28 protein-coding genes, 1 tRNA gene and 1 riboswitch are annotated in these 24,933 nt (G+C 70.2%); of the genes, 10 read left to right on the top strand and 19 right to left on the bottom strand.

Translation table 11 applies throughout. The features are described from left to right. Window positions 1–155 precede the first annotated feature (155 nt). From AC1DS4_RS18785 to AC1DS4_RS18765, 5 genes are all read right to left on the bottom strand, one after another. Window positions 156–228 (bottom strand) — tRNA-Thr (locus tag AC1DS4_RS18785). 205 nt (window positions 229–433) lie between these two features. After that, complete coding sequence (locus AC1DS4_RS18780; RefSeq protein WP_477633622.1) at window positions 434–1,171, bottom strand: transglycosylase family protein; 738 nt, start codon at window positions 1,169–1,171, stop codon at window positions 434–436. Window positions 1,172–1,182: 11 nt separating this feature from the next. Further along, a riboswitch (cyclic di-AMP (ydaO/yuaA leader) is annotated at window positions 1,183–1,335 on the bottom strand. Window positions 1,336–1,528: 193 nt separating this feature from the next. After that, window positions 1,529–3,025: a threonine/serine exporter family protein gene (locus AC1DS4_RS18775; protein WP_477633623.1), complete on the bottom strand. Its 1,497-nt coding sequence runs from the start codon at window positions 3,023–3,025 to the stop codon at window positions 1,529–1,531. Then, complete coding sequence (locus AC1DS4_RS18770; protein WP_477633624.1) at window positions 3,022–4,728, bottom strand: serine/threonine-protein kinase; 1,707 nt, start codon at window positions 4,726–4,728, stop codon at window positions 3,022–3,024. The genes AC1DS4_RS18775 and AC1DS4_RS18770 overlap by 4 nt, the downstream gene beginning before the upstream one ends. 64 nt (window positions 4,729–4,792) lie before the next feature. Next, a complete protein-coding gene (locus AC1DS4_RS18765) occupies window positions 4,793–5,221 on the bottom strand; it encodes a CBS domain-containing protein (RefSeq protein WP_477613944.1) in 429 nt (142 codons plus the stop codon). Window positions 5,222–5,377: 156 nt separating this feature from the next. Here AC1DS4_RS18765 and AC1DS4_RS18760 point away from each other — a divergent pair, with 156 nt between their 5' ends. Both AC1DS4_RS18760 and otsB read left to right on the top strand, forming a co-directional pair. Beyond that, window positions 5,378–6,892 (top strand): alpha,alpha-trehalose-phosphate synthase (UDP-forming), encoded by a 1,515-nt coding sequence (locus AC1DS4_RS18760; RefSeq protein ID WP_477633625.1) that lies wholly within the window; start codon window positions 5,378–5,380, stop codon window positions 6,890–6,892. After that, a complete protein-coding gene (gene otsB, locus AC1DS4_RS18755; RefSeq protein WP_477633626.1) occupies window positions 6,889–7,659 on the top strand; it encodes a trehalose-phosphatase in 771 nt (256 codons plus the stop codon). The genes AC1DS4_RS18760 and otsB overlap by 4 nt, the downstream gene beginning before the upstream one ends. Before the next feature lie 89 nt (window positions 7,660–7,748). Here otsB and AC1DS4_RS18750 read toward each other — a convergent pair whose 3' ends face one another. Then, window positions 7,749–7,949, bottom strand: coding sequence for a hypothetical protein (locus AC1DS4_RS18750; RefSeq protein ID WP_477633627.1), 201 nt, complete (start codon window positions 7,947–7,949; stop codon window positions 7,749–7,751). On the opposite strand from AC1DS4_RS18750, the gene AC1DS4_RS18745 reads away from it, so the two are divergent. Beyond that, on the top strand, window positions 7,942–8,346 hold the full coding sequence (locus AC1DS4_RS18745; protein WP_477633628.1) for a DUF6318 family protein: 405 nt from the start codon (window positions 7,942–7,944) through the stop codon (window positions 8,344–8,346). The two genes, AC1DS4_RS18750 and AC1DS4_RS18745, sit on opposite strands and share 8 nt — an antisense overlap. 95 nt (window positions 8,347–8,441) lie before the next feature. Beyond that, complete coding sequence (locus tag AC1DS4_RS18740) at window positions 8,442–9,224, top strand: hypothetical protein (protein ID WP_477633629.1); 783 nt, start codon at window positions 8,442–8,444, stop codon at window positions 9,222–9,224. Window positions 9,225–9,402: 178 nt separating this feature from the next. Here AC1DS4_RS18740 and AC1DS4_RS18735 read toward each other — a convergent pair whose 3' ends face one another. Continuing rightward, a complete protein-coding gene (locus tag AC1DS4_RS18735; protein WP_477633630.1) occupies window positions 9,403–10,416 on the bottom strand; it encodes a LacI family DNA-binding transcriptional regulator in 1,014 nt (337 codons plus the stop codon). 270 nt (window positions 10,417–10,686) lie between these two features. Between AC1DS4_RS18735 and AC1DS4_RS18730 the strand changes: the two genes are divergently transcribed. Genes AC1DS4_RS18730 through AC1DS4_RS18720 form a run of 3 tightly spaced genes read left to right on the top strand, consistent with a single transcriptional unit; the run spans window position 10,687 to window position 13,838 of the window. Next, the gene (locus AC1DS4_RS18730; RefSeq protein ID WP_477646101.1) at window positions 10,687–11,835 is read left to right on the top strand and encodes an ABC transporter ATP-binding protein; all 1,149 of its coding nucleotides are present in this window, start codon (window positions 10,687–10,689) and stop codon (window positions 11,833–11,835) included. A 33-nt stretch (window positions 11,836–11,868) separates the two neighbouring features. Then, window positions 11,869–13,158, top strand: a complete 1,290-nt coding sequence (locus tag AC1DS4_RS18725; protein ID WP_477613952.1) for a DUF4032 domain-containing protein — start codon at window positions 11,869–11,871, stop codon at window positions 13,156–13,158. A gap of 59 nt (window positions 13,159–13,217) precedes the next feature. Next, a complete protein-coding gene (locus AC1DS4_RS18720) occupies window positions 13,218–13,838 on the top strand; it encodes an RDD family protein (RefSeq protein WP_477633631.1) in 621 nt (206 codons plus the stop codon). Window positions 13,839–13,886: 48 nt separating this feature from the next. Here AC1DS4_RS18720 and AC1DS4_RS18715 read toward each other — a convergent pair whose 3' ends face one another. The 5 genes from AC1DS4_RS18715 to cysS all read right to left on the bottom strand — a co-directional run bounded on the left by AC1DS4_RS18715 (window position 13,887) and on the right by cysS (window position 17,649). Beyond that, on the bottom strand, window positions 13,887–14,207 hold the full coding sequence (locus tag AC1DS4_RS18715) for a CD225/dispanin family protein (RefSeq protein WP_477613954.1): 321 nt from the start codon (window positions 14,205–14,207) through the stop codon (window positions 13,887–13,889). A gap of 137 nt (window positions 14,208–14,344) precedes the next feature. Beyond that, window positions 14,345–14,788, bottom strand: a complete 444-nt coding sequence (locus AC1DS4_RS18710; protein ID WP_477633632.1) for a DUF2752 domain-containing protein — start codon at window positions 14,786–14,788, stop codon at window positions 14,345–14,347. 21 nt (window positions 14,789–14,809) lie between these two features. After that, entirely contained in the window at window positions 14,810–15,118 is a 309-nt protein-coding gene (locus tag AC1DS4_RS18705) for a CD225/dispanin family protein (protein ID WP_477633633.1), read from the bottom strand. Between the two features lie 87 nt (window positions 15,119–15,205). Continuing rightward, window positions 15,206–16,198 (bottom strand): 23S rRNA (guanosine(2251)-2'-O)-methyltransferase RlmB, encoded by a 993-nt coding sequence (gene rlmB / locus AC1DS4_RS18700; RefSeq protein WP_477613957.1) that lies wholly within the window; start codon window positions 16,196–16,198, stop codon window positions 15,206–15,208. An 11-nt stretch (window positions 16,199–16,209) separates the two neighbouring features. Continuing rightward, entirely contained in the window at window positions 16,210–17,649 is a 1,440-nt protein-coding gene (gene cysS, locus AC1DS4_RS18695) for a cysteine--tRNA ligase (RefSeq protein WP_477633634.1), read from the bottom strand. Window positions 17,650–17,729: 80 nt separating this feature from the next. Between cysS and AC1DS4_RS18690 the strand changes: the two genes are divergently transcribed. Then, the gene (locus AC1DS4_RS18690) at window positions 17,730–18,116 is read left to right on the top strand and encodes a hypothetical protein (protein WP_477624427.1); all 387 of its coding nucleotides are present in this window, start codon (window positions 17,730–17,732) and stop codon (window positions 18,114–18,116) included. Here AC1DS4_RS18690 and AC1DS4_RS18685 read toward each other — a convergent pair. Genes AC1DS4_RS18685 through ispF form a run of 3 tightly spaced genes read right to left on the bottom strand, consistent with a single transcriptional unit; the run spans window position 18,064 to window position 20,346 of the window. Next, window positions 18,064–18,747 (bottom strand): MBL fold metallo-hydrolase, encoded by a 684-nt coding sequence (locus AC1DS4_RS18685; protein WP_477624428.1) that lies wholly within the window; start codon window positions 18,745–18,747, stop codon window positions 18,064–18,066. The two genes, AC1DS4_RS18690 and AC1DS4_RS18685, sit on opposite strands and share 53 nt — an antisense overlap. Continuing rightward, entirely contained in the window at window positions 18,747–19,832 is a 1,086-nt protein-coding gene (locus tag AC1DS4_RS18680; RefSeq protein ID WP_477633635.1) for an S-(hydroxymethyl)mycothiol dehydrogenase, read from the bottom strand. The genes AC1DS4_RS18685 and AC1DS4_RS18680 overlap by 1 nt, the downstream gene beginning before the upstream one ends. A 10-nt stretch (window positions 19,833–19,842) precedes the next feature. Next, window positions 19,843–20,346: a 2-C-methyl-D-erythritol 2,4-cyclodiphosphate synthase gene (ispF, locus tag AC1DS4_RS18675; RefSeq protein WP_477633636.1), complete on the bottom strand. Its 504-nt coding sequence runs from the start codon at window positions 20,344–20,346 to the stop codon at window positions 19,843–19,845. A gap of 74 nt (window positions 20,347–20,420) precedes the next feature. Between ispF and AC1DS4_RS18670 the strand changes: the two genes are divergently transcribed. Further along, entirely contained in the window at window positions 20,421–21,014 is a 594-nt protein-coding gene (locus tag AC1DS4_RS18670; RefSeq protein ID WP_477633637.1) for a GNAT family N-acetyltransferase, read from the top strand. Here AC1DS4_RS18670 and ispD read toward each other — a convergent pair. Continuing rightward, complete coding sequence (ispD, locus tag AC1DS4_RS18665) at window positions 21,011–21,682, bottom strand: 2-C-methyl-D-erythritol 4-phosphate cytidylyltransferase (protein ID WP_477614605.1); 672 nt, start codon at window positions 21,680–21,682, stop codon at window positions 21,011–21,013. The genes AC1DS4_RS18670 and ispD overlap by 4 nt on opposite strands. After that, window positions 21,679–22,161 carry a CarD family transcriptional regulator gene (locus AC1DS4_RS18660; RefSeq protein WP_056922091.1) on the bottom strand — a complete coding sequence of 161 codons (483 nt, stop codon included), beginning with the start codon at window positions 22,159–22,161 and terminating at the stop codon, window positions 21,679–21,681. Before AC1DS4_RS18660 ends, ispD begins: the two co-directional genes overlap by 4 nt. A gap of 219 nt (window positions 22,162–22,380) precedes the next feature. Between AC1DS4_RS18660 and AC1DS4_RS18655 the strand changes: the two genes are divergently transcribed. Beyond that, window positions 22,381–22,932, top strand: a complete 552-nt coding sequence (locus AC1DS4_RS18655) for a hypothetical protein (protein WP_477624432.1) — start codon at window positions 22,381–22,383, stop codon at window positions 22,930–22,932. Window position 22,933: 1 nt separating this feature from the next. On the opposite strand, the gene AC1DS4_RS18650 is transcribed toward AC1DS4_RS18655, so the two are convergent. Then, a complete protein-coding gene (locus AC1DS4_RS18650; RefSeq protein WP_477633638.1) occupies window positions 22,934–23,617 on the bottom strand; it encodes a winged helix-turn-helix domain-containing protein in 684 nt (227 codons plus the stop codon). After that, window positions 23,614–24,816 (bottom strand): sensor histidine kinase, encoded by a 1,203-nt coding sequence (locus AC1DS4_RS18645; protein ID WP_477613966.1) that lies wholly within the window; start codon window positions 24,814–24,816, stop codon window positions 23,614–23,616. Before AC1DS4_RS18645 ends, AC1DS4_RS18650 begins: the two co-directional genes overlap by 4 nt. Window positions 24,817–24,933 lie beyond the last annotated feature (117 nt).

The following is a 24,933-nucleotide window of genomic DNA, read 5'->3' as shown; positions in this document are numbered from 1 at the left end:
GAACCGCCTTGTACCGCTGCTCAGCCACGCTCATCTCCCTCATCAAGGGAGTGTCAAGGATCAGCCGAAGTAGGTGTCAACCATCAACCGAAACACTGTCAGGCATCAACCGAAGCCCAAACGTCAAGCATCAGGCGAAGTCGTACAGGTCAGGGAGCCGACGGGGGGACTCGAACCCCCAACCCCTTGTTTACAAGACAAGTGCGCTGCCAATTGCGCCACGCCGGCCGGCCTGCCGCAGCAGACGGCGACGATGGTACCGGCGCGGGCGCCCTCGTCGAGAATTCCTGACCACCACGTGGCAACCAGTGCCAGCGGGACAGCACCTGGTGCCACGTGGACGTCACGAATCGCCGCTCAGGCTGGTCGGTGACCATCCCGGAGCAACACGTCGCACCGGCTCACCGGAGCGGTGGGTCAGCGGCGCGGTGGGTCAGCGGGCGTTGAGGTAGCTCTGCAGCGTCCGCACGGTGGCGCGGTCGAGCGAGTGCGAGCCATTCTTCCGGGCGCCGATCTTCGCCTGCAGGGCGGCGACCGTCTTCGGGCCGATCACGCCGTCGGGCGCCGAGCCGACCTTGCGCTGCAACGCCTTGACGTCGGCGCGCGACAAGGTGCCGTTGACCGAACCCCCGATCCAGCGCTCGATGGCGGCGTTCGTCTTCGGTCCGCGGATGCCGTCGACCACCAGCCTGCCCGCGGACGACCGTGCAGAGGAGGTCGCGGGGGCCTTGCGCACCACCGACCGCGACGCGGCTGTCTGCGTCGTGGTCGACCCGGCGTTGACCGCCCCGCCGTTGGCGCGGGTCAGTCCGGCCCGGGCCCCACAGGTCGGCCAGGCACCGGGCCCCTGGGAGGAGAGGACCTTCTGGGCGACCGAGATCTGCTGGGCCTTGGAGGCGCGGTTCGCGGTCGCGGCATAGCGCTCACCGCCGAAGGCATCCCAGGTGCGGTCGGAGAACTGCAGTCCGCCGTAGTAGCCGTTGCCCGTGTTGATGGCCCAGTTCCCACCGCTCTCACAGGCGGCAACCCGGTCCCAGACGGTCGAGGCCGACGCGGAGGTCGCGGTCGCCATGCCTCCCGCGACGGTGGCGACACCGGCGACGGCGACACCGGTCACTCGACGGCGGACGGGGTTGACCTTCCGAGCAGAGTGCTTCGGGGCATAGAACATGGCGGGGGGGTTCCTCTCCTGACCGGCGCCTGCGGGGTGAGCTGTCGGGTTCGGGCTGTCAGGTGCCCGGTCGGCCGGAGCCGACTTCACCCCAAGGCCACCGTGGTGGCCGAATTGGGTCCCCCGTCCTCGTCTGCCCGGAGATCTTCCGGCAAGACATCCACCTGACGAGGCTCGGCGCGGTGGATGTGCATGGCTGATTGGGTATGCCGTGTGCAGTTGTGTGAGCGCATTTGCGCAGGTTGTCCACCGTAGAGGGCCCTGACCGCCGCGACAAGCGACTCGGCGATATTGACGGAAGGCCGCCGCCGCAAGACTTGCGGTCAACAGCGCCCGACTGTCAACAGCGCTCGGCTGTCAGCGACGGCGGGCCCGCCGCTTCTGCACCATGCGGTGGTCGAACGGCGCGGCCATGAACTCCCCCAGCACGCTGCCGGCCGCGATCGCGAGCAGCACCGCCATCGCCCCGAGCAGGGTGGTCAGCCCGCCCTGGAGGGACAGGCTCCCGGAGTTGGCCGACGAGCCGTTCACCATCTCGTAGAGCCCTCGGAAGATGGCCAGACCCGGCAACAGCCCGTAGGACGCGGGCACGACGAGCACCATGGCCGGGGCACCCATGCGCAGGGCGAGCAGTCGGCCGGCACATCCCAGCACGATGGCCGCGCTGCCGGCCGCCGCGAGCTGGCCGAGCCCGTCGACCCGGGACACCGCGAGTGACACGGCGACCCCGACGGCGCAGAGCAGCCCACACGGGATGACCAGCAGCCGCCGGCTCCGCAGCGACACCGCGCCCGCCACGCCCACGACGAACGCTCCCACCACGGCCAGCACCACAGGGGCGTCGAGTGCCCGCGTCGCCATGATCGAGGGAGAGGCGAGCTCGAGGTCGAAAGCACTCGTCAGCGCGAACGTCAGGGACAGGCCCGTGGCCACCCCCAGGATGATCCCCGCCGTGGTCAGGAGGACAGCGAACATCCGGCCCGCACCCGTGACCGAGTAGCCCGAGATCGCATCCTCGAACGCGGAGGCGACGGTTCGACCCGGGAGCAGCACCGTGATGCCACCGGCCACGATGAAGGCGAAGTCGGATGACGACACGGGCAGCCAGCCGGCAGCACCCAGGCTGAAGGCGCCCCACGCGATCGTCGTCGCCAGGAAGCCGCCGATGGCGCACTGGTAGAAGTCCGGGAGGCCTCCGCGGCCGAGGACGCGGGCGGCATACCCCACCAGGAGGGCCGAGATCCCCGCAACCAGGGCGGCGACCACACCGGCGCCGAGCATGACGGCGATGGCCGCGGCGAGCAGCCCGAGGGAGCCACGAACCGTCCACTTGGGCCAGAACCGAGGCGCGCGCCGGATCTCGCGCAGCTGCTCGGCCGCCGCCTCCCGGTCGTACGAGCCGGCGACGAGGTTCTCCACGAACTCGTGCACGGCCGTCAGCCGGGCGAAGTCGCGGGTCGACGAGCGCACGACCCGGAGCATGGTGATCGGAACCCCCGAACCGGTCGAGCACTGGATCAGCAGCGACTGGAGCGTGATGTCGACCTCGAGGTTGTCCAACCCGGCCGCGGCGGCCACCGCCACCACGGACGACTCGACCTGCGGTGCGCCCGCGCCACAACGCAGCATCAGCTCGCCGACCCGCAGCGCCAGGTCCAGGGACGCCCTGGCCTCACGCTCCTCGGCGGCCGCCTGGAGCACACGCGGGTTGCGGTAGGGGGTGTGTCGCAGGCTCTCGATCATCGGAAGCGTCTCGGTGAGCTCCTCCCCCCGCCAGATCCGGCTCTGGCGCAGCACCGGACGACGCTTGACCGGTCGTGGCCTGGGCGGCCTGCCCTCGGTGCCGTCCGTCATGCGGTGAGGCCGACGCCGGACAGCAGCCCCGACGGCGCCTCGGTCGGCCACCACTGCGGCACACCGGAGTTCTGCAGGCTCCACACGGCGAGCGCGCCAGCCGCAAGCAGCAGCAGGACCACCATTACCTGGGTCGCCAGCGGGCTGGGGCTGACTCCGCGGATGATGCTTCGGGTGCCGCGGCGCAGGCCCGACCCACCCGGGCCCCACCACGCCATCAACGCGGCGACCAGGGCGCCCACGGCCAGCGGGGCCGAGGAGTTCGGGTGCGGCGAGCCGCTGTTGACCGCCACTGTGGCCAGGGCTGCGCTGAACACCGCACAGATCCCGACGAGCAGGGGCAGGATCGCGCTGACGACGGTCGCGAGCGCCCCCACGACGAGGTGCCAGGGGCTCGCGACGACGGCCAGCGGCATGTCGGACCGGCGGCGGCCGCGGTGGTGGCGACGCAGCACGAGCGAGGTCACCGAGCGGTCCGCGGTGCGGGCCGCCCACGACCAGAGCACTGCGACCGCGACAGCCACCACGGGGAAGCCCGCCGCCGCGGCGACCACGACGGTGAGCAGGGCCAGCAGGGTGCCGGTGCGCGCCGGGCGGCCGATGCGCGGGTCCGGCTCGCCGACCTCCCCCTCCCAGGCGGCCTGCCACTCGGACGGCTCGCCCTCGGGCTCGTCCCAGGGCACGAGGTCCTGCTCGGGTTCCGGCGCCCACTGCCCGTCGGACACCCACTGCGGCTCTTGGGCCCATTCCGGTTCGACAGGCAGGGCGACGGGCCCGGCGGCGACCGCAGGGCGTTCCCAGCGTGCGGTGGGACGGTTCTCCAACACCTGGGTATGCCGCGGGGGCGTCGCGAGCGCCTCGGTCACCGGTTGCCCGGTGGCGTAGCGCTCCAGCGCGTCGACGACCTCGTCGGAGTCGGGGCGCTGGCGCGGCTGGGGCGACAGCGCGGCATACAGGAGTGGGGCGAGGCGCGGGTCGACCCCGGTGAGGTCGGCCTCGCCCCGGCTGACCCGGGTCAGGACCACGTCCATCGGTCCGCGGCCGAAGGGCGGGGCGCCGCTGGCGGCGTAGGCCAGGGTGGCGGCCCATCCCCACCAGTCGGTCGCCTCGGTGACCGGCGCGCCCTCGACGACCTCGGGGGACAGGTAGCCGGGCGTCCCCATGACCAGCCCGGTCATGGTGATCCGGATGTCGTCGGCGACGTGGGCGATGCCGAAGTCGATCAGCACCGGGTCACCGTCGAGGAGCAGCACGTTGCCGGGCTTGAGGTCGCGGTGGATGACGTCGGCGGCGTGGATGGCGTGGAGGGCGTCCGCGAGGCCACGGCCCAGGCGGAGCAGCTCGCCGCCACGCATCGGGCCGGACTCCTTCACCACGTCGTCCAGCGCCGGACCGGGGACGTAGCGGGTCACGAGGTAGGGCCGCTCGCCGTCGAGGTCGGCGTCGATCACGGCCGCGACACGGTGGTCGTCGATGCGACGCAGGACCTGCACCTCGCGCGCCAGGCGGGTGCGGGCGTCCCGGTCGTGCGCCACGTGCGGGCGCAACAGCTTGAGCGCCACGGCCCTGCCACTGGGGTCCAGCGCCAGGTGGACCACTCCCATGCCGCCCTCGCCGAGCTGCTGGATGAGGCGGTACGGGCCGATCCGGAGCCCGTCGGGCGCGACGGACCGGCCGCTGCCCTCCATCGCCTCGGTCGTCATCCCCCTGCGTCCTGCGCCGTCATCCCCCTACGGTACGTGAGGGACCCCTGGGAAACGGGTGAGGTTACTGCTGGATGTACCCAACAAGTTGGTCACGCTCCGACTGGAGCTCGTCGATCCGGTGCTTGACGATGTCGCCGATGCTGACGATCGCGTGCAGCTTGCCATCGACCACGACGGGTACGTGGCGGATGCGCAGGTCGGTCATCGTGCGGGCCAGCTCGTCGATCTGGACATCGGGCCCGCACGTCTGGACGTCGGCCGTCATGATCGAGCCCACTGGCGCCAGGAGCACGGCTGCGCCGTCGCTGTGCAGGTGGCGCACGACGTCACGCTCGCTGACGATGCCGGTCACGCTTTCACCGTCGTCGCTCACGACGAGCGCACCGATGCGGTGCTCGGCGAGCAGGTCGAGCAGCCGTTCCACGGTCTCCTCGGAGCGGATGGTGACCACTTGGCCACCCTTGCGACGCACGACATCCGAGATCCTCATGCTCAGACGGTAGACCGCCGGGAGTGCCACCGCTAGGGGGAGCCCACGCACGCGGCATACCCGCCGGAGAGCTCCCACGGCCGAGGCGCCGTGTGCCGTCAGGTCGGCTCGCGACATAGGGTTGCCACTGCAACTACACCGTGGAGTTGATTTCCTGTGCCTCGCAGCCAGCAGCAGTTCGACCTGGTCATCGCCGCCAACCGATTGCCCGTGGACCGGGTCGTGGACGCCGACGGGCAGGAGTCCTGGCGGACCAGCCCGGGCGGTCTGGTCACCGCCATGGAGTCGGTCATGCGCGGCCGCGAGGGTGCCTGGGTCGGGTGGCACGGAGAGGCGGGCGAGTCCCCCGAGCCGTTCGTCGAGGACGACATGTACTTGCGCCCCGTGCCCCTGTCCGAGGACGAGGTCGCCCACTACTACGAGGGCTTCAGCAACGACACGCTCTGGCCGATCTACCACGACGTCATCGTCCCGGCGTCGTTCCACCGGTACTGGTTCACCGCCTACGAGACGGTCAACCGTCGGTTCGCGGAGGCGGTCTGCGAGGTCGCCGCGAAGGGCGCGACGGTGTGGGTGCACGACTACCAGCTGCAGCTGGTGCCCGCGATGGTTCGCGAGCTGCGTCCGGACGTGCGGATCGGCTGGTTCGACCACATCCCCTTCCCGCCGGTCGAGCTGTTCGCCCAGCTGCCCTGGCGCCGGGCCGTGCTCGAGGGGTTGCTCGGAGCGGACTACCTCGGGTTCCAGCGGGTCGCGGACGCGCAGAACTTCGTCCGTGCCTGCCGGCAGCTGCTGGGACTGCCCACCAAGGGGGACACGGTCTCGGTCTCGCGCGCCGACGACAGCCGGCGGGTGCGGGCCAGCGCCGTCCCGATCTCCATCGACTACGTCGGGCTCGAGGCGGTCGCCAAACAGCCCGAGACCCAGCAGCGCGCCAAGGAGATCCGCGAGTCGCTCGGCAACCCCCGCACGCTGCTCCTCGGCGTGGACCGACTCGACTACACCAAGGGCATCGGGCACCGGATCAAGGCCTACGGGGAGCTCCTCGAGGAGGGCCAGGTCTCGCCGCCCAACGAGGTCTTTGTGCAAGTGGCCACGCCGAGCCGCGAGCGGGTGGCTGCGTACCGCGAGCTGCGGCACGAGATCGAGGGCGAGGTCGGACGCCTCAACGGAGAGCACAGTCGCATCGGTTCGCCTGCGGTCCAGTACCTCCACCACTCCTACCCGCGGCAGGAGATGGCAGCGCTGTACCTCGCCGCCGACGTCGTCCTCGTGACGCCGCTGCGCGACGGCATGAACCTCGTCGCCAAGGAGTACGTCACCTGCCGCCACGACGAGGGCGGTGCGCTGGTGCTCTCGGAGTTCACGGGGGCCTTCCACGAGCTGCACCAGGCGTTCGTCTGCAACCCACACGACATCGAGGGACTGAAGCAGACGATCATGCGGGCGATCGAGACGCCCGAGAAGGAGAAGCGGCGCCTGATGCGGTCGATGCGTCGCCGCGTCGCCGACCACGACGTGCAGCGGTGGGCTTCCCGGTTCCTCGAAGCCCTCGCCGTCGCCCCGGATCGACCGCAGCGCACCACGAAGGAGCAGAAGGCCGACGACGAGCACGCCACGGCCGACCGCAAGGCGCGCGACCTGCGCAATGCCGAAGAATCCATCCCGTGAGCCTGCCCCCGGAACTGACGGAGGCAATCGACGAGTTCGCTTCTGCGACAACAGTGCTCGTCGCGTCTGACTTCGACGGCGTGCTCGCGCCCCTCGTCCACGACCCGATGGCCTCGCGCGCCCTACCGGGCACGATCGAGAGCCTCGAGGGCCTGGCGGCCCTTCCCTCCACGTATGCCGCGGTGGTGTCCGGGCGCGACCTCTCGACCCTGACTCAGCTCACCGGCCTGGCCGACAGCGCCGTGGTGCGGATCGGCAGCCACGGGGCGGAGACCAGCTCCGAGGTCGGTCGCGGCCTGAGCGACGACGAAGCACAGGCGCTCCACCGGGTCACCGACGACCTCAAGGACCTGTGCGTCGGACTGCCCCCCGGTGTCTCGCTCGAGTTCAAGCCGACCGCCGTGGTCCTCCACACCCGCCGGATGGCCGACGAGTCCGCCGCGCGCGATGCCGAGGCGGCGGCGCTCGAGGTCACCACCCGGCATACCGGACTGCACGTGCTGCACGGCAAGCACGTGGTGGAGGTGAGTGTGGTGCGAGCGGACAAGGGCACCGCGCTGGTGGCGCTGCGCGACGAGGTGGGAGCGGACGTCGTCACCTACGTCGGCGACGACGTGACCGACGAGGACGCGTTCCGGGCGCTCGGGCCGGACGACCTCACCGTCAAGGTCGGTCCCGGCGAGACCGCTGCGCGGTTCCGCGTCGACTCCCCCGAGGACGCCGCCGAGGTCCTGCGGCTGGTGTTCGACCGACGCTCCGCGCGGTAGGGCGGTCTCGGCGGGTGTCCGCGCTGTGGATGGCGCTGGGCCAGTTGTCATCTGTTTGCGTAGAGTCGCGTGCGATCGGGTAGCGGGGGCTACTGAGGGGGATCAACCGTGGGTTCTGTGCGTGCGTATGCCACGTCCGGCCTTGGCGTGGCGCTGGCCTTGGTGGGGTGTTCGTCTGGGGGCGACGACCCGCCGGTTGGAGGTTCGACGACGTCGACGAGTGCGACGAGCTCACCGCCGAGCAGGTCGGCGACGATGAGCTCGCCTCCCACGACTGCTGCCGTGGACATCCCGGCGGCGGCAAGGGCGCACACCCCGGAAGGCGCCGAGACTTTCGTGCGCTTCTTCCTCGAGCAGGCTGCCCTTGCCTGGACCAAGCCCGATGCCAGCCTGATCCCGCCGCTCAGCGACCCGGGTTGCCTGTCCTGCAAGGACCTTCAGAAGACGGCCACCGAACTGGTGGCGAAGAGACAGCGGTACCGGTCGAGTCCCATCAGCATCCAGTCCGTCGTTTCAGTCGGCGGGTTCAAGGACCAGACCCACATCCATGTGCAGATGACCCAAAAGAAGGTCGACGTCATCGATGCCCAGGGCGCTGTCGTCCTGACGGATCCATACCAAAAGCTCACGCGAACTGTCGCCCTCACCTGGAAGGGGGATCAGTGGATTCTTTACGACGTCGCGTAAGCCGAGCTGGCCTCTTGTCTCTGTTCCTCATCCTCCTTGGTGCGCTGCCCGCCTCTGCCGCCTTTGGAGGCGGGACAATCCAGGGCGGAGCGCGAGTGAACGCCTACGATCGAGCAGAGCTGCGGCGGATCAAGGCGGATGCAGCTGCGGCGAAGGCTGCCAAGGCTCCGACCCTCTACGAATACGGCTCCGTCGCGAACTGTGGGACCAACAGTCCGGACTCCGCGAACCCCGACGACCTGTGCACGGCCGCAGCCCAGTACTGCGCCGGAAACACCGATCAGCAGGGGCTCGGGCCGAGTGTGCGGTTGTTCCGTCGCACCGTTGACGCTGCGGGGAGTGCGACTGGGCCGTGGGTGCAGTACGGGATCACGTGCTTCCCCGAGGACGCGCCGGGCGCGCGGCCGGTGGTGACGATGGCGATGGTCCTCGCGGCGTTCCACGACACCGCGTTCGCGAGGCCGACGTTGGAGGTCCAGCCCAAGGGCAACGTGACCCTGGTGACCCTGCCGACGTACTTCGAGACCCGGTGGCCGGACGCCGGCTACGAACCGGGCGAGATCGACCACGCGGACCGGGCGCGGATGGCGGGCTTCCGGGTGGAGATCCGGCCGCGCGCCAAGAGCATCACCTACGTCTACGGTGATGGCACGACGAGCGGACCAACCACCTCTCTGGGAGGTCCCTATCCGGAGGGCGACATCACCAAGTCGTACGCGAAGTCCGGCGACTTCACGGTCCGGGCCGATGCCACGTACACGGGCGAGTTCCGCGTCAACGGTGGCGAGTGGATCGATATCCCTGGCGACGTGACGATCCAGGGCACCCCCGAGACCCTTCACGTGAAGACAGCCAAGGCGAGGCTCTACACCCGCTGACCGGCGCCCAGTGCCTACGTGTTGCCGGCAGATCGTCACCGACCCCCGATCCCAGGCCTCCCGTGACCACCAGGACGCAACAAGTCCAACCCACMCCGACGTGTTGCCGGCAGATCGTCACCGACCCCCGATCCCAGGCCTCCCGTGACCACCAGGACGCAACAAGTCGCAGCAGCGGTCAGCGGGTTGGCGCGGCGCCGGTGGAGGCGCGCACCACGAGCTCGGGCCGGAACACGTACTCGGCTCGCGGAGAGGGCTCCCCGGCGATCTCGTCGAGCAGGGCTCCGACGGCGGCCTCGGCCATCGCCTGGACGCTCTGGCGCACGGTCGTCAGCGGCGGGTCGGTGAACGCGATGAGGGGCGAGTCGTCGTACCCCACCACCGAGAAGTCCGCCGGCACCTGCTTGCCAGCCCGCCGTGCCGCCCGGATCGCGCCCAGGGCCATCAGGTCCGAGCCGCAGACGACGGCCGTGCAGCCCTTCTCGATCAGCCGCGCCCCGGCGGTGTCGCCACCTTCGACGGAGAACATGGTCCGCTCGATGAGCTCGTCGACGTCGTCGCGACCGAGCAGGTTCCTCATCGACGCGCGGAACCCGTCGATCTTGCGGATGACCGGGACGAAGCGCTCCGGCCCGACGGCCAGCCCGATCTGGGTGTGGCCGAGCTGGACGAGGTGGGTCAGCGCGAGCTCCATCGAGGCGACGTCGTCGTTGGAGATGAAGGGCGCGTCGATGCCCTCGCAGTAGCCGTTGACCAGCACGATCGGCAGCTCGCGCTCGCGCAGGGTGATGTACCGCTCGGGATCGGTCGTGACGTCGGCGTGCTGGCCCGAGACGTAGATGATCCCGGCGACGCCACGGTCCAGCAGCATCTGCACGTACTCGTCCTCGTGCACCCCGCCCGGGGTCTGCGTGCACAGCACCGGCGTGAACTGGTGCCGGGCGAGCGCCGTCTCGATGATCTGCGCGAACGCCGGGAAGATCGGGTTGGTCAGCTCCGGGACGATCAGCCCGACGAGGTCGGCGGTCTTGCGCCGCAGCCGCGACGGGCGGTCGTAACCCAGGATGTCCAGCGAGGTGAGCACGGCCTCGCGGGTGGACTCGGCCACCCCGGGCTTGCCGTTGAGCACCCTGCTGACGGTCGCCTCGCTGACGTCGGCATGCGCCGCGATGTCAGCCAGTCTCGCCTTCATGGCCGCGACGGTAGCAAGAACTTGCAGGCTTGACCGCCGACACCCTGCAAGAACTTTCAGGTATGCCGCGTGCGCGCTGCGGCTCCGTGGCATACCTGTCGCCTGCGCAAACGTTTTCATCCACCCGCCCGCCGGCCGGACCAGCACTGGCGCAACGCCCCCTGCTGGGCCAGACTGAGGCCACCGCGGACACCGACGTCAGCGGCGGCAGCACCCTTTACAACGGATCGTCCGGCACGTTCCTGCCGGTGAAGGAAAGGCAACGAAGCCATGGCAACAGTCAAGTTCGACGAGGCAACCCGGCTCTACCCGGGCAACGACAAGCCCTCGGTTGACAAGCTCAACATCGACATCGAGGACGGCGAGTTCCTCGTCCTGGTCGGTCCCTCCGGATGTGGCAAGTCCACCTCCCTGCGCATGCTCGCGGGCCTCGAAGAGGTCAACGCCGGCAAGATCTGGATCGGTGACCGTGACGTCACCAACCTGTCCCCCAAGGACCGCGACGTCGCGATGGTGTTCCAGAACTACGCGCTCTACCCCCACATGACGGTGGCCGACAACATGGGCTTCGCGCTCAAGATCGCCGGCGTCGACAAGGGTCAGATCCGCAAGCGCGTCGAAGAGGCCGCCAAGATCCTCGACCTCGAGCAGTACCTCGAGCGCAAGCCGAAGGCCCTCTCCGGTGGCCAGCGCCAGCGCGTCGCGATGGGTCGCGCGATCGTGCGCTCCCCCCAGGTGTTCCTCATGGACGAGCCGCTGTCGAACCTCGACGCCAAGCTCCGCGTCCAGACGCGCACCCAGATCGCCTCGCTGCAGCGCCGACTCGGTGTCACCACCGTCTACGTCACCCACGACCAGGTCGAGGCCATGACGATGGGTGACCGCGTCGCGGTCCTCAAGGACGGCCTCCTCATGCAGTGCGACACCCCGCGCCGCATGTACGACCACCCGAACAACGTCTTCGTCGCCGGCTTCATCGGCTCGCCGGCCATGAACCTGCTCGACGTCGATGTCGCTGACGGCGGCGTCAAGGTCAGTGGCAGCGTGATGCCGGTCGACCGCGAGGTCCTGGCGAAGGCGCACGGCAAGTCGATCACGATGGGCGTGCGACCCGAGGACCTCGAGCTGACCACCGAGTCCGGCGGCGGCATTCCCGTCACCGTCGACGTGGTCGAGGAGCTCGGCGCGGACGCCTACATCTACGGGTCCGCCAAGGTGCACCAGCACATCGAGGCCGACGAGGACAGCGACGCACCGGAGAAGCCGTTCATCGCCCGTGTCGACGGCCGCAAGCCCCCCAAGAAGGGGGGGCGGGCCCCGGGGGGGGGGGGCGGCCCACCTCGGTTTCTGGCCCGACGATTCATGGCCCGACGATTCATGGCCACAGGCGTGGATCTCACCTGTGTGGAACGATGTTGACGCTGCCCACGACACCAGAGCGAGGCTGAGGACGTGGCACTACAGATCACCGCGGCACGACCTGACCCGGCCCTGCTGGACCTCCCCTGGGAGCTCCCCCTCGAGACCTGGCCGGAGGAGCACCTCGCTGCCCTTCCCCGCGGCATCTCGCGGCACGTGGTGCGGTTCGTCAAGCTCTCGGGACGGGTCCTGGCCGTCAAGGAGATCAAGGCCGACATCGCGGCGCGCGAGTACCAGATGCTGCGGATGCTGGGGAAGCTCGACCTGCCGTGTGTCGTGCCGTTCGGCGTCGTCAGCGGACGGGAGGACACCGACGGCGAACCCCTCGACGCCTGCCTCATCACCCGGCACCTCCAGTTCTCGCTGCCCTACCGCGCCCTGTTCAGCCAGTCGCTGCGCCCTGATACCTCGACCCGACTGATCGACGCGTTGGCCGTGCTGCTGGTCCGGCTGCACCTCGTCGGCTTCTGGTGGGGCGACGTGTCGTTGTCCAACACGCTGTTCCGCCGCGATGCCGGCGCGTTCGCGGCATACCTCGTCGACGCGGAGACCGGTGAGCTGCACCAGACGCTGACCTCAGGGCAGCGCGAGCACGACCTCGACATCGCTCGCGTCAACATCGCCGGCGAGCTGATGGACCTCGAGGCCGGCGGCTTCCTCGAGGCCGGCGTCGACCCGGTCGACACGTCCAACCGCATCGTCACCCGCTATGGCGACCTGTGGGCCGAGCTCACGGGCCTCGAGCGGTTCGAGAGTGGGGACCGGTGGCGCGTCGACGAGAGGATCCGCCGCCTCAACGAGCTCGGCTTCGACGTCGACGAGCTCTCGATCTCGACCGACATCGGGGGGACGACGATCCAGATCCAGCCCAAGGTCGTCGACGCCGGCCACCACTCGCGGCGCCTGCTGCGGCTCACCGGCCTCGACGTCGAGGAGAACCAGGCTCGTCGGCTGCTCAACGACCTCGACTCCTACCGCGCGGACACCGACCGCCAGAACGACGACGAGGAGATCGTCGCGCACGACTGGCTGGCCAAGATCTATGAACCCATCACCCGCACCGTCCCCCGCGACCTGGCCGGCAAGCTCGAACCCGCTGAGCTGTTCCACGAGGTCCTTGAGCACCGCTGGTACCTCTCCGAGCGGGCCGGGCGCGACATGCCGATCGAGGACGCGATCCGCGACTACGTGTCGACGGTGCTTCCGAGCAAGCCCGACGAGGCGACCGTGGTGGGCGTCGACACCGTCGAGATGCCGGTGGTGGCGATGTTCGACGACACCGTCGACGACGACCCGCGCCCTTCGCCTCGGCACCAGGCCTAGCACCGCTAGGGTGACGGCGCCCGCACGACCAACGACGTGCGCCGACCGCAGGGGGAACAGTGCCCGACCAGCCCGACCAGCCAACCGCACCGCTCCCGCCCCAGCCGGCGCAGCCATGGACTCAGGCGCCCGCCTACGGCGCACCCCACGGGTATGCCGGCCAGACGGCATACGGGGTCGGCTCGCCCTGGGGGCCGCTCGCCGGCTGGGGCACCCGGGTGGCGGCCATGCTCCTTGACAGCCTGCTCCAGCTGCTCGGCCTGGTGCCCTACGTCGTGGGGCTCATCCTGTTCGTCGTCGGCGCGCCGGACTCAGGCGGGTCCGACAGCAGGCACTCGGACTACGCGCCGACCACGGAGGGCAACCCGGGCCTGATGGTCGGCGGAGGCCTGCTCGTGCTCGCGGGCCTGCTCCTGATGCTCGGCATCCAGATCTGGAACCGCGCCTTCAAGCAGGGCCGCACGGGACAGAGCGTGGGCAAGAAGGTGATGGGCATCAGGCTGGTCGACGAGGGCACGGGACAGCCGATCGGCGCCGGGATGGCGTTCGTGCGGGACCTGGCGCACACGCTGGACGGGTTCGCCTACGTCGGCTACCTCTGGCCGCTCTGGGACGACAAGCGACAGACGTTCGCGGACAAGATCCTCAGCACCGTCGTGGTCGAGACGCCCAAGGGCTGACTGACCAGGTCCACCGGCACCTATGACCAGGTGGCTCCTGGCTGAGAGTCAGGAACCGTTGCTCATGGCGGCGACCACGACCACGAAGAAGAGCCACACCAGGGCGCCCGCCACGCCAGCGATCGCCGACCACATCGCGAACTTCCTGGCCTTTTCCGAGGCGTCGGCTGCGCCGGCGACATCGCCCGCCTGCCACTTGCTGTTGACCTGGGCCGCGTAGACGATGGACGCGACCCCGAGCGGCAGGCAGCACAGGATGGTCGACAGGATCGCCCAGACCAGGTAGTTCGGCGGCGGGGCGCCAGCCACTCCAGCGGGGTTGTAGCCGGTCGCGGCCGGCGGAGGCGGCGGGTTGCCGTAGTCAGACATTGCGATTGCGTCCCTTCGGGGTGTGCGGGCGCCGCTCCCCCCAATGGGCGCGACAGGGCGAAACGCTAGCGGACGCAACCCGACTCGCGCCGGGAGTCAGCTAGGGAAGGGCCAAACGGACGGATCGGCGGGCCCGCTCAGACGGGCGACAGCCAGGTCCAGCCGGGCACGTTGCGCAGCACCCAGAACGCCAGCACCAGCGTCAGCAACGCGTACAGGAGCCGGGGAGGCGCCACCCAGGTCCGCGGCAGTCCGCGCCACAGCCGCCGCGCCCAGAGGACGAAGGCCACGAGGAGGCCGCCCGCGGCGAGCACCATCAGGGGGTTGCGGGCCAAGGCGCCCGCAACGTCACCGTGGGCGAGGTCGTGCAGGGCGCGCAGCGAGCCGCACCCCGGGCAGTAGTAGCCGGTCACCGCCAGGAAGGGGCACGTCGGGTAGTGACCCGGCTGGTTGGGGTCGACCACCGCAACGAGGGTGGTCACGGCCGCGGCCGCGGCCAGGGCCAGGCCGGGCACACGCAGCGCCCCGAGCCCCCGTGCGGCGACGGGTGGTGCGGGGCGCTGCGGTACCACGGCGGTCATGGCTGCCTCGGAGACCGAGACCTACTTGTTCAGGTTCGGCAGGACGAAGGCGAAGTAGAGGCCGTTGACGACGATGCCGACGACAGCCGCGATCATGGCGAAACGCTTCGCCTTCTCGGACGAGGCGCGGGCGCCGGCGGCATCGCCCGCCTGCCACTTGCCGTTGACCTGGGCCGCGAAGACGATCGAGGCGATGCCCAGCGGGAGGCAACAGAAGATGGTGGACAGGATCGCCCACACGAGGTAGTTCGGCGGCGGCGTGCCCCCGGCGGTCGCCTGGCTGAAGCCGGGCGCGGGCGGAGGAGGCGGCGGGGTGCCGTAGTCAGACATGCGGTTGGTCCCTTCGAGTGTTCGAGCGCCGCTCCCCCATGGGCGCGACAGGGCGAAACGCTAGCGGATTCGTCCCGTTTCGTGTGGTCAGATCGCCCGACGTCGTGCGACTTCGTACAGCGCGACTCCCGTGGCGATGCCTGCGTTGAGGGACTCGACGGCCGAGGACATGGGGATGGACACGATCTGGTCGCAGTTCTCCCTGACCAGGCGGGACAGCCCCTTGCCCTCCGACCCGGTCACGATGACGATCGGCTCGGTCGCGAGCTCGAGGTCGGGCAGCTGGACGTCGCCCTCCATGTCGAGCCCGAGGATGAAGAAGCCCGCCTTGCGGTACTCCTCCAGCGCGCGCGTCAGGTTGGCGGCCAGCGCCACGGGGACTCGGGCTGCGGCACCCGCCGACGTCTTCCAGGCGCTGGCGGTCATGCCGACCGAGCGACGCTCGGGCACGACCACGCCGTGGCCGCCGAACGCCGCCACCGAGCGGATGATCGCGCCGAGGTTGCGGGGGTCGGTGATGCCGTCGAGGGCAACCACGAGGGGTATGCCGGGTGCTTCCGGGTCGATGAAGTCGTGGGGGTGCGCGTACTCGTACGGCGGGACCTGCAGGGCCAGGCCCTGATGGACCGCACCGTCGGTGAGCCGGTCCAGCTCGCCGCGCGGGGTCTCCAGGATCGCGATGCCCCTGGCGGTGGCGATCTTGAGGGCTTCCCGGACCCGGTCGTCGGAGTCGATCCGGCCGGCGACGTACATCGTGGTCACGGGCACCTCGGCACGCAACGCCTCGACGACCGAGTTGCGCCCGGCGACGATCTCGCTCGAGACCTTGCCCCGGCGGGATCCACCGCGGCTGGCGCTGGGTCGAGCGCCCGGCTTGGGCCCGCCCGACCTGGATCCGCCCGCTCGCTTCTCGGCGGCGGTGGCCATCCGGTTGGCCTTGTGCTTGGGACGCTCCTCGGCCTTGGGCGTCGGGCCCCTGCCCTCGAGGCCGCGACGACGTTGACCGCCGGAACCGACCTGGGGCCCCTTCTTCGACGCGCCCTTGCGAACGGCGCCACGTCGCTGGGAGTTGCCAGCCATGGGTGTTCCTCTCAGCTCTCGCGGCGGGCGAGCGACCAGTTCGCTCCCGACGCCGTGTCTTCGATGACGATGCCGGCCGCGCCCAGCTGGTCGCGGATCGCGTCCGCCGTGGCGAAGTCGCGCGCCGCCCGGGCCGCCGCGCGGGCGTCCAGCTGCACGCGGACCAGTGCGTCGAGCGCATGGTGGGCGTCTCCGGCACCGGCATCGCTGCCGCCGCCCCAGTGCGGGTCGAGCGGGTTGATGCCGAGCAGGTCGGTCATGGCCACGACGGCGCCGAACGCGGTCGCCAACGCCTCGTCGTCACCGTCGTCGATGGCGGTGTTGCCCGCCCGGACGGTGTCGTGGACCACGGCGAGCGCGCCCGAGACGTTCAGGTCGTCGTCCATCGCCGCGGCATACGCCTCAGGCACGGTGGTGTGGTCCGGCGCGGTGGACGTTCCCTCGGGGAGGGCGCGCAAGGCGCGGGCGAGGAAGCCCTCGATGCGCTCGACGGCCGCCTCGGCCTCGCGCAGCGAGCCCTCGTGGTACTCGATCGTGGACCGGTAGTGGGCCGCCGTGAGGTAGTAACGCAGCGCCAGCGGGCGGGCGACCTTGGTGACCTCGGAGACGATCAGGCTGTTGCCGAGCGACTTGCTCATCTTTTCGCCACCCACGGTGACCCAGGCGTTGTGCAGCCAGTAGGTCGCGAACCCGAGGCCGGCGGCGTGCGACTGGGCCTGCTCGTTCTCGTGGTGCGGGAAGCGGAGGTCGACGCCACCACCGTGGATGTCGAAGGAGTCGCCGAGGTACTTCCGTGCCATGGCCGAGCACTCGAGGTGCCAGCCCGGGCGACCGGTGCCGAACGGAGTGGCCCAGGACGCGGTGACCGGCTCGGACTCCTTGCGTCCCTTCCAGAGGGCGAAGTCACGGGGGTCACGCTTGCCCCGGGGGTCGGCGTCCTCCGCGGCCTCCATGTCGTCGATCTTCTGGTGCGTCAGGGAGCCGTACTCGGGGAAGCTCTTGACGTCGAAGTAGACGTCGCCGCTGTCGTCCGTCGCGGCGTAGGCGTGGCCCTTGTCCACGAGGGTCTCCATCAGGGCGACCATCTCGGGAATGTGGCCGGTGGCGCGCGGCTCGTAGGTCGGGGCCAGCACCCCGAGCGAGTCGAGCGCAGCGGCCGTCGCCACCTCGTTGCGGTAGGACAGCGCGAACCACTGCTCCCCCGCGTCGGCGGACTTGGCGAGGATCTTGTCGTCGATGTCCGTGACGTTGCGGACGAGCGTCACGTCGTAGCCGTGGCGACCCTCGAGCCACCGGCGCAGCACGTCGAACGCCACGGCGAACCGCACGTGACCGATGTGGGGTGCGCCCTGGGTCGTGAGCCCGCAGATGTAGATGCCCACCCGCCCGGGAACCAGGGGGGTGAAGTCGCGCAGCTCGCGCGCGGCGGTGTCGTACAGGCGAAGACTCACGCGCGCAAGGCTACCTGCGCGGGCACCACCCACCGAAACGCTAGGTTGAGCCCCCACATCGAGCACCAGGGGGTTTGGTCGTGCTGTTGGGACTGTTCGGCATCGAGGGGGTGAGTGTCCTGACGGAGCTCACCATCGTCGGCCTGCTCGGCGCGGCCTACGTCGTGCGCAAGCGCGGGGGCGGCGAGCGCTGGGCCCGGTGGGGCGGGCGCGGCTTCGGGCTCCTCGCCATCGAGAGGGTCTGCTCGATCGTCACCACGCAGTGGCTGCTACACAGCTCCCTCCCGATGTACTACCGAGTTCGACGGATGGAGATCTTCACCCTCGCGGAGTGGCTCATCTCGGTGGCCGGCCTGGCACTGCTCGTGGCCGCCGTCCTGGTCGGGCGAGGGGCACCCGGGCTGGCACCCGTCGTCAGTGACCGCGGTCGAGCCACTCCTGCAGGTGCGGAGCCTCCGCCCCGATGACGGTCGAGTCGCCGTGTCCGGTCAGCACCACCGTCTCGTCAGGCAGCGTGAGCAGCCGGTCGCGGATCGACTCGATGATGGTCGGGAAGTCGCTGTAGGACCGCCCTGTCGCGCCGGGTCCACCATTGAAGAGGGTGTCGCCGGTGAAGACCACGTCGAGCGCCGGCGCGTAGAGCGAGCACGACCCCGGAGTGTGGCCCGGCGTGTGGATCACGTGCAGGTCGACGTCGCCGACCGTGATCACCTGGCCGTCAGCCAGCTCGCGGTCGGGGGTGACGGGATAGACCTGGTCCCAGAGCATCCGGTCCGCAGGATGCAGGTATGCCGGGGCGCGTGTGCCGTCGCACACCTCGGCGACGGCGTTGATGTGGTCGTTGTGGGCGTGGGTGGAGATGACGGCGGTGACCCTGCGCTGGAGGTCGATCGACTTCACGATCTTCCTGCCGTCGTGGGCCGCGTCGATGATGACGCACTCCTTGTCGTCACCGACCACCCAGACGTTGTTGTCCACCTCCCAGCTGCCTCCGTCCAGCTCGAACGTCCCGGAGGTGACGATCCGATCGACGCGGACGCCACCCGCGGAGGGCGAGATGACCGGCATACCCGGGTCCTGGTCGTCAGCCGCGGCCATCAGAGGACCACCACCGAGCGGAGGACCTCGCCGCGTTCCATCTTGTCGAAGGCACCCTCTACGTCGCCGAGGGCGATGCGCTCCGACACGAACGCGTCGAGGTCGAACCGGCCCTGCCGGTAGAGGTCCACCAGCATCGGGAAGTCACGGCTGGGCAGGCAGTCGCCGTACCAGCTGGACTTGAGCGCACCACCGCGGCCGAAGATCTCGATCATGGGCAGGGTGACCTGCTTGTCGGGGGTGGGGACGCCGACGAGCACCACCGTGCCGGCCAGGTCGCGGGCATAGAAGGCCTGCTCGTAGGTCTCCGGGCGGCCGACCGCCTCGACGACCACGTCCGCGCCGAACCCGCCCGTCAGCTCACGGATCCGCTCGACGACGTCCTCGTCCCTGCCGTTGACGGTGTGGGTGGCGCCGAAGGTCCTGGCAGTCTCGAGCTTTCGGTCGTCGACGTCCACGGCGATGATCGTCGTCGCACCGACCACGGAGGCCCCGGCGATGGCGGCGTTGCCGACGCCACCGCACCCGATGACGGCGATCGAGTCGCCGCGACCCACGCCACCGGTGTTGACGGCGGCACCGAATCCGGCCATCACCCCGCACCCGAGCAGGCCCACGGCCGCCGCGTCGGCCTCGGCGTCGACCTTGGTGCACTGCCCGGCGGCGACCAGGGTCTTCTCGATGAAGGCGCCGATGCCTAGCGCAGGGCTGAGCGCGGTGCCGTCCTCGAGAGTCATCTTCTGCGTGGCGTTGTGGGTGTTGAAGCAGTACCAGGGCTTGCCCTTGGCGCAGGCCCGGCACTGCCCACACACCGCGCGCCAGTTGAGGATCACGAAGTCACCCGGCGCGACCTCGGTGACGCCCTCGCCGACGGACTCCACGACGCCCGCCGCCTCGTGCCCGAGCAGGAACGGGAACTCGTCGTTGATGCCGCCCTCGCGGTAGTGCAGGTCGGTGTGGCAGACCCCGCAGGAGTGGACCTGGACCACGGCCTCGCCGGGTCCGGGGTCGGGGACGACGATGTCGACGAGCTCGACGTCGGCGCCCTTGCTGCGGGCGATGACGCCCTTGACGGTCTGCGGCATGCGGGGCTCCTCAGTTGGTGGGGCGGACGAGGGCAGTCGCGATCGCGGCGATTCCCTCGTCGCGACCGGTGAGCCCCAGGCCATCGGTGGTCGTCCCGCTCAGCGACACCGGTGCCAGTGCGCACCCTGTCATGGCTTCCTGCGCCTCCGCACGGCGCGTCCCGATCTTCGGACGGTTGCCGATCACCTGGACGGCGACGTTGCCGATCTCGAAACCCGCCTCGCGCACGAGCCGGGCCGCCTCGCCCAACAGGGTCAACCCCGAAGCCCCCGCGAGCTCAGGGCGGTCGGTGCCGAAGTGCACCCCGAGGTCACCGAGGCCGGCGGCCGAGAACAGCGCGTCGCACGCCGCGTGACAGGCGACGTCCGCGTCGGAGTGCCCCTCGAGCCCGGTGACGCCCGGCCACAGCAGGCCGCCCAGCCACAGCTCGCGACCCGAGCCCTCGGGCGCGAAGGCGTGCACGTCCACGCCCACGCCCGTGCGCGGCATACCGGTGGTCCCCATGGCGTCCATCCAACCACCCGGGACTCCCGGGATCCGGATAACGAGGTGAGCCGGGCACGCCCGAGCCGTTAGCGTTGCCGCGCATGAGCACCCCGACGCAGGCGCTGGCCGTCCCCGTCCTCGCCGGCGACCTGGTGACCCTTCGGCCGCACTCGTCGGACGACCTCGACGCGATCTACGAACGGTGCGTCGACCCGCTGACCAAGCGCTTCACGACGATCCCGCTGGAGTACACCCGCGAGATGGCGCTGGACTACCTCTCGGGCCTGCTCGAACCCTCACCCGTCCTCATCTCGTGGGGCATCGAGGTCGAGGGCCGCTATGCCGGGACGATCGACCTCCGGGTGCTGCCCGTGGACGACGGTGCAGGCGATCTCGGCTACGTCACCCACCCGGCGTTCCGGGGGCGGGGCGTGATGTCCGAGGCGGTCCGGCTCGTGGTCGTCCACGCCTTCGACACCCTCGGCTGGCAGACCGTCCGCTGGGAGGCGCACGCCGGCAACTGGGGCAGCGCCAAGGCGGTCTGGCGCGCGGGGTTCCCGGTGCCGGCCTTCGTGCCCGATCTGTTGATCGAGCGCGGCCGGCTCGTCGACGGCTGGATCAGCACGCTCCACGCGCCTGCCCTTGCTGGGCCGATGACCCCGTGGGACGAGTTCGTGGCTGCCCTGACGCCCTAGTCCGCGACGTGGCGTTCTGCCAGGGCCAAGTCGTCCGGCGTCGTGATCTTGAAGGCGAGCCGGTCTCCGTCGACCACGCGCACGTGGCCGCCCATCCGCTCGACCAGGGCTGCGTCGTCGGTCGCCTGCCCACCTGAGGAGTGGGCGTGCACCAGCACCTCACGCAGGAACGCCTGGGGTGTCTGGATCGCCCGCAGCTGGGTGCGGTCAGGCGTTGCGGTGACGCGACCAGCCGCGTCGACCACTTTGACGGTGTCCGTGACGGGTATGCCGGGGACGACGGCCGGGTGCCCCGACCGCACCTCGTGCACCAGGCGGGAGAACAAGCTGGCCGGCGCGAGGGCGCGGGCCGCGTCGTGGACCAGCACGATGCCGTCGTCGGGGCGCAGCGCCGCGAGACCTGCTGCCACGGAGTCCGTCCGCTCGGCGCCACCGGCGACCACGTCCACGTCGTCGGGCCGGCTGCTCCGGGACGCGATCGCGCCCGCCTCCCTCAGGTGGGAAGCGGGCGCGACCACGACTACGTGTGAAACCTCAGGCGCCGTCAGGGCGCGCTGGACGGCGTGCTCGAGCAACGGCATACCCGCCACGACCACGAAGGCCTTGGGCTGGGTGGCGCCGAGCCGGGTGCCTTGCCCTCCAGCGACGAGGACGACGGCAACGCTCAGGAGGCGAGCACCTCGTCGAGGATTGCCTCGGCCTTGTCCTCGTTGGTCTTCTCGGCGAGCGCGAGCTCGGAGACGAGGATCTGACGAGCCTTGGCGAGCATGCGCTTCTCGCCGGCCGACAGGCCACGGTCCTTGTCACGACGCCACAGGTCGCGAACGACCTCGGCCACCTTGATGACATCGCCGGAGGCGAGCTTCTCGAGGTTGGCCTTGTAGCGGCGCGACCAGTTGGTCGGCTCTTCGGTGTGGGGAGCGCGGAGGACTGCGAAGACCTTGTCGAGCCCTTCCTGTCCGACGACGTCCCGGACGCCGATGTCCTCGCAGTTGTCTGCGGGAACCTCGATCGTCAGGTCGCCCTGGGCCACCTTGAGCTTGAGGTAGATCTTCTCCTCGCCCTTGATCGTGCGGGTATTGATTTCTTCGATGAGTGCAGCCCCGTGGTGGGGGTACACGACCGTCTCGCCGACCTTGAAAACCATGTGCTGTTTTCCCCTTTCGCGACTCTCAGAATATCACGCCACGCCGACGTCGGGAAAGCCAGCCAGAATGCGTTTGCGCAGGTCAGGGGCGCGCAAAGGCCTTGCGGGGCAACGAATTCGGTCTTGACAGAATGGTCACTTCCGTGCAACGCGCACGGGTGCGCACTCGGGTGCAGAGGGTCGGCGCGCGGCCGGCACCCGGCCGGTAGGCTGTCTCCCGTGACCCGCCGAACCCCGCTGGCCCGCCGTTCCGGAGGCCGTTCCACCAGTCCGCGCCCTTTGCTGCGACGCCTGCTCCCGGTCGCGGTGGCCGGTGCCGCCCTCGCGCTCTCGGCCTGCCAGACGCAGTCGCCGATGCAGACCGACGTCCCCTACGTCGCGGCCGACGGTGTCCCCGTTGACCTCGGCGCCGTGCAGCTGCGCGACCTCGTCGTCGTCAGCGGCGGCAAGGACAAGGCCGGCGTGCTGTCGGCGTCGGTCAGCAACAACAGCAGCGAGGCGCAGCGCATCGCGTTCGCCCTGCCGCAGGGCCAGCCCGTGTATGCCGAGGCGCCGGCCCACTCCGAACGTCGCCTCTCCGACGCGACCCAGGTGCAGCTGCCGGGCGTGCCGGTCAGCCCCGGCGACGTCGTCACGCTCAGCGTGCAGTCGCCGAGCGCACCCGCCGTCGTCGTGGTGGTGCCGGTGCTGTCGGCCAGCGGGTACTACGCCTCGCTCGCCCCGACCAACCCACCCGTCGCGGCCACCCCCACGGCGACGGCGACTCCCTGACTCAGGCGGACTCGAACTTGTAGCCCAGTCCGCGCACCGTCACGATGTGCCGGGGGTCGGCCGGGTCGGGTTCGATCTTGGCGCGCAAGCGCTTCACGTGGACGTCGAGCGTCTTGGTGTCGCCGACGTAGTCACTGCCCCAGACGCGGTCGATGAGCTGCATGCGCGTGAGCACGCGGCCGGTGTTGCGCAGCAGCATCTCGAGCAGCTCGAACTCCTTCAGCGGGAGCTGGGTCGGCTCCCCCGAGACGGTGACGATGTGCCGCTCGACGTCCATGCGCACCGGACCGGCCTCGATCGTGGCGGGCAGCAGGTCCTCGGGCTCGGACAGCCTGCGCAGCACTGCCTTGATCCGGGCCAGCAGCTCGCGGGACGAGTAGGGCTTGGTCACGTAGTCGTCCGCACCGATCTCGAGACCCACGACCTTGTCGATCTCACTGTCCTTGGCGGTGAGCATGATGACGGGGACGTTCGAGCGCGACCGGATCGCGCGGCATACCTCGGTGCCGGACAGGCCCGGGAGCATCAGGTCCAGGAGCACGAGGTCGGCACCGGCCCGGTCGAAGTCGGCGAGCGCCTCGGGTCCGGTCTCGGCGACGGCGACCTCGTAGCCCTCCTTGCGGAGCAGGTAGGACAGGGGGTCCGAGAACGAGATCTCGTCCTCGACGACCAGGATGCGCGTCATGCCGGGGTGTCTCCTCGGGTCGGGTGCGGCTGCTCTGCTGAAGGGCTGGGCGATGGGCGCGAGGACCCGGTCCGGTCGACCGCGGCGGGTAGGCGGATGGTGAAGGTCGACCCGCGCCCTTCCTCGCTCCACACGTCGACGTCGCCGCCGTGGTTGGCGCAGATGTGCTTGACGATGGCCAGGCCGAGACCCGTCCCGCCGGTGGCGCGGGAGCGCGCGTCGTCGACGCGGTAGAAGCGCTCGAAGATGCGCGTCTGCTCGCTCGCCGGAATGCCCTGCCCCTGGTCGGTGACGGTGATCTCGACCATCTCGCCCGCGAGGCGACCGGCGACGGCGACCCGGGTTCCGGGCTCGGAGTAGGCGACGGCGTTGCCGATGAGGTTGCGGACAGCGGTGACGAGCAGGGCCTCGTCGCCGAAGACCTTGAGGTCGGCAGCGCAGGCCTCCGCGATGTCGATCTGCTTGGCGTCGGCGCCGACGCGCGAGTAGTCGATCGCCTCGTGCACGGCTGCCGTCACGTCGACGAGCCGGGGTTCGTGGAGGGTGTCGGCCACCTGCAGGCGCGACAGGTCGACGATCTCCTTGACGAGCTGGGCCAGCCGATGGCTCTCGACCTGCATCCGCGAGGCAAACCGCTCGACCGCCTCGGGGTCGTCCTTGGCGTCCTGGATCGCCTCGGCCAGCAGGCCCAGCCCGCCCACCGGGGTCTTGAGCTCGTGGCTCACGTTGGCCACGAAGTCGCGCCTGACCTCCTCGACGCGCTGGGCCTGGGTGTGGTCCTCGACCAGCAGCAGCACGTGGCTGCTGCCCAGCGGGGCCACCCGGGCGTGCATGATCGAGCGGGCCTGGCCGAGCGGGCCGCGGGCCAGCTCGAGCTGGGACTCACGGATGACGCCGTCGCGGCGGACCTGCCTGGCCAGGTGGCGCAGCTCGCGGTGGACCAGCTCCTTGCCCTTGACCAGGCCGTAGGCCGCGGCGGACGGTGAGTTGTTGATGACCTCGTCGGCCGAGTCGACGACGATGGCGCTGGAGCGCAGCACCGCGAGGACGTCGGCCACCCCCGACGGCAACGGCGTGACCGGAACCGTCGGCGGCACACTGGTCTGCTGTCGCTCGGAGTAGCGCACGGCGATGACGGCAAGGGCGCCGGTCAGCAGCCCGGCGAACCCGGCCAAGACGGCAGCGCTGGTCGCATCCACCCCATCAATGTACGGTGCGGAACATCCCCTTCCGAGCACGAAACGACACCCCAACGCACGGCCGTACCCAGATGTTCACCTGAGGTCACCCGATCGTTCACTGCCCCGTGGGAGCCT

This window comes from Pedococcus sp. P3_C7 (assembly GCF_056402615.1).
The sequence above is the reverse complement of the archived record's forward strand: the minus strand, read 5'-3'. Positions and strand labels throughout refer to the sequence as shown.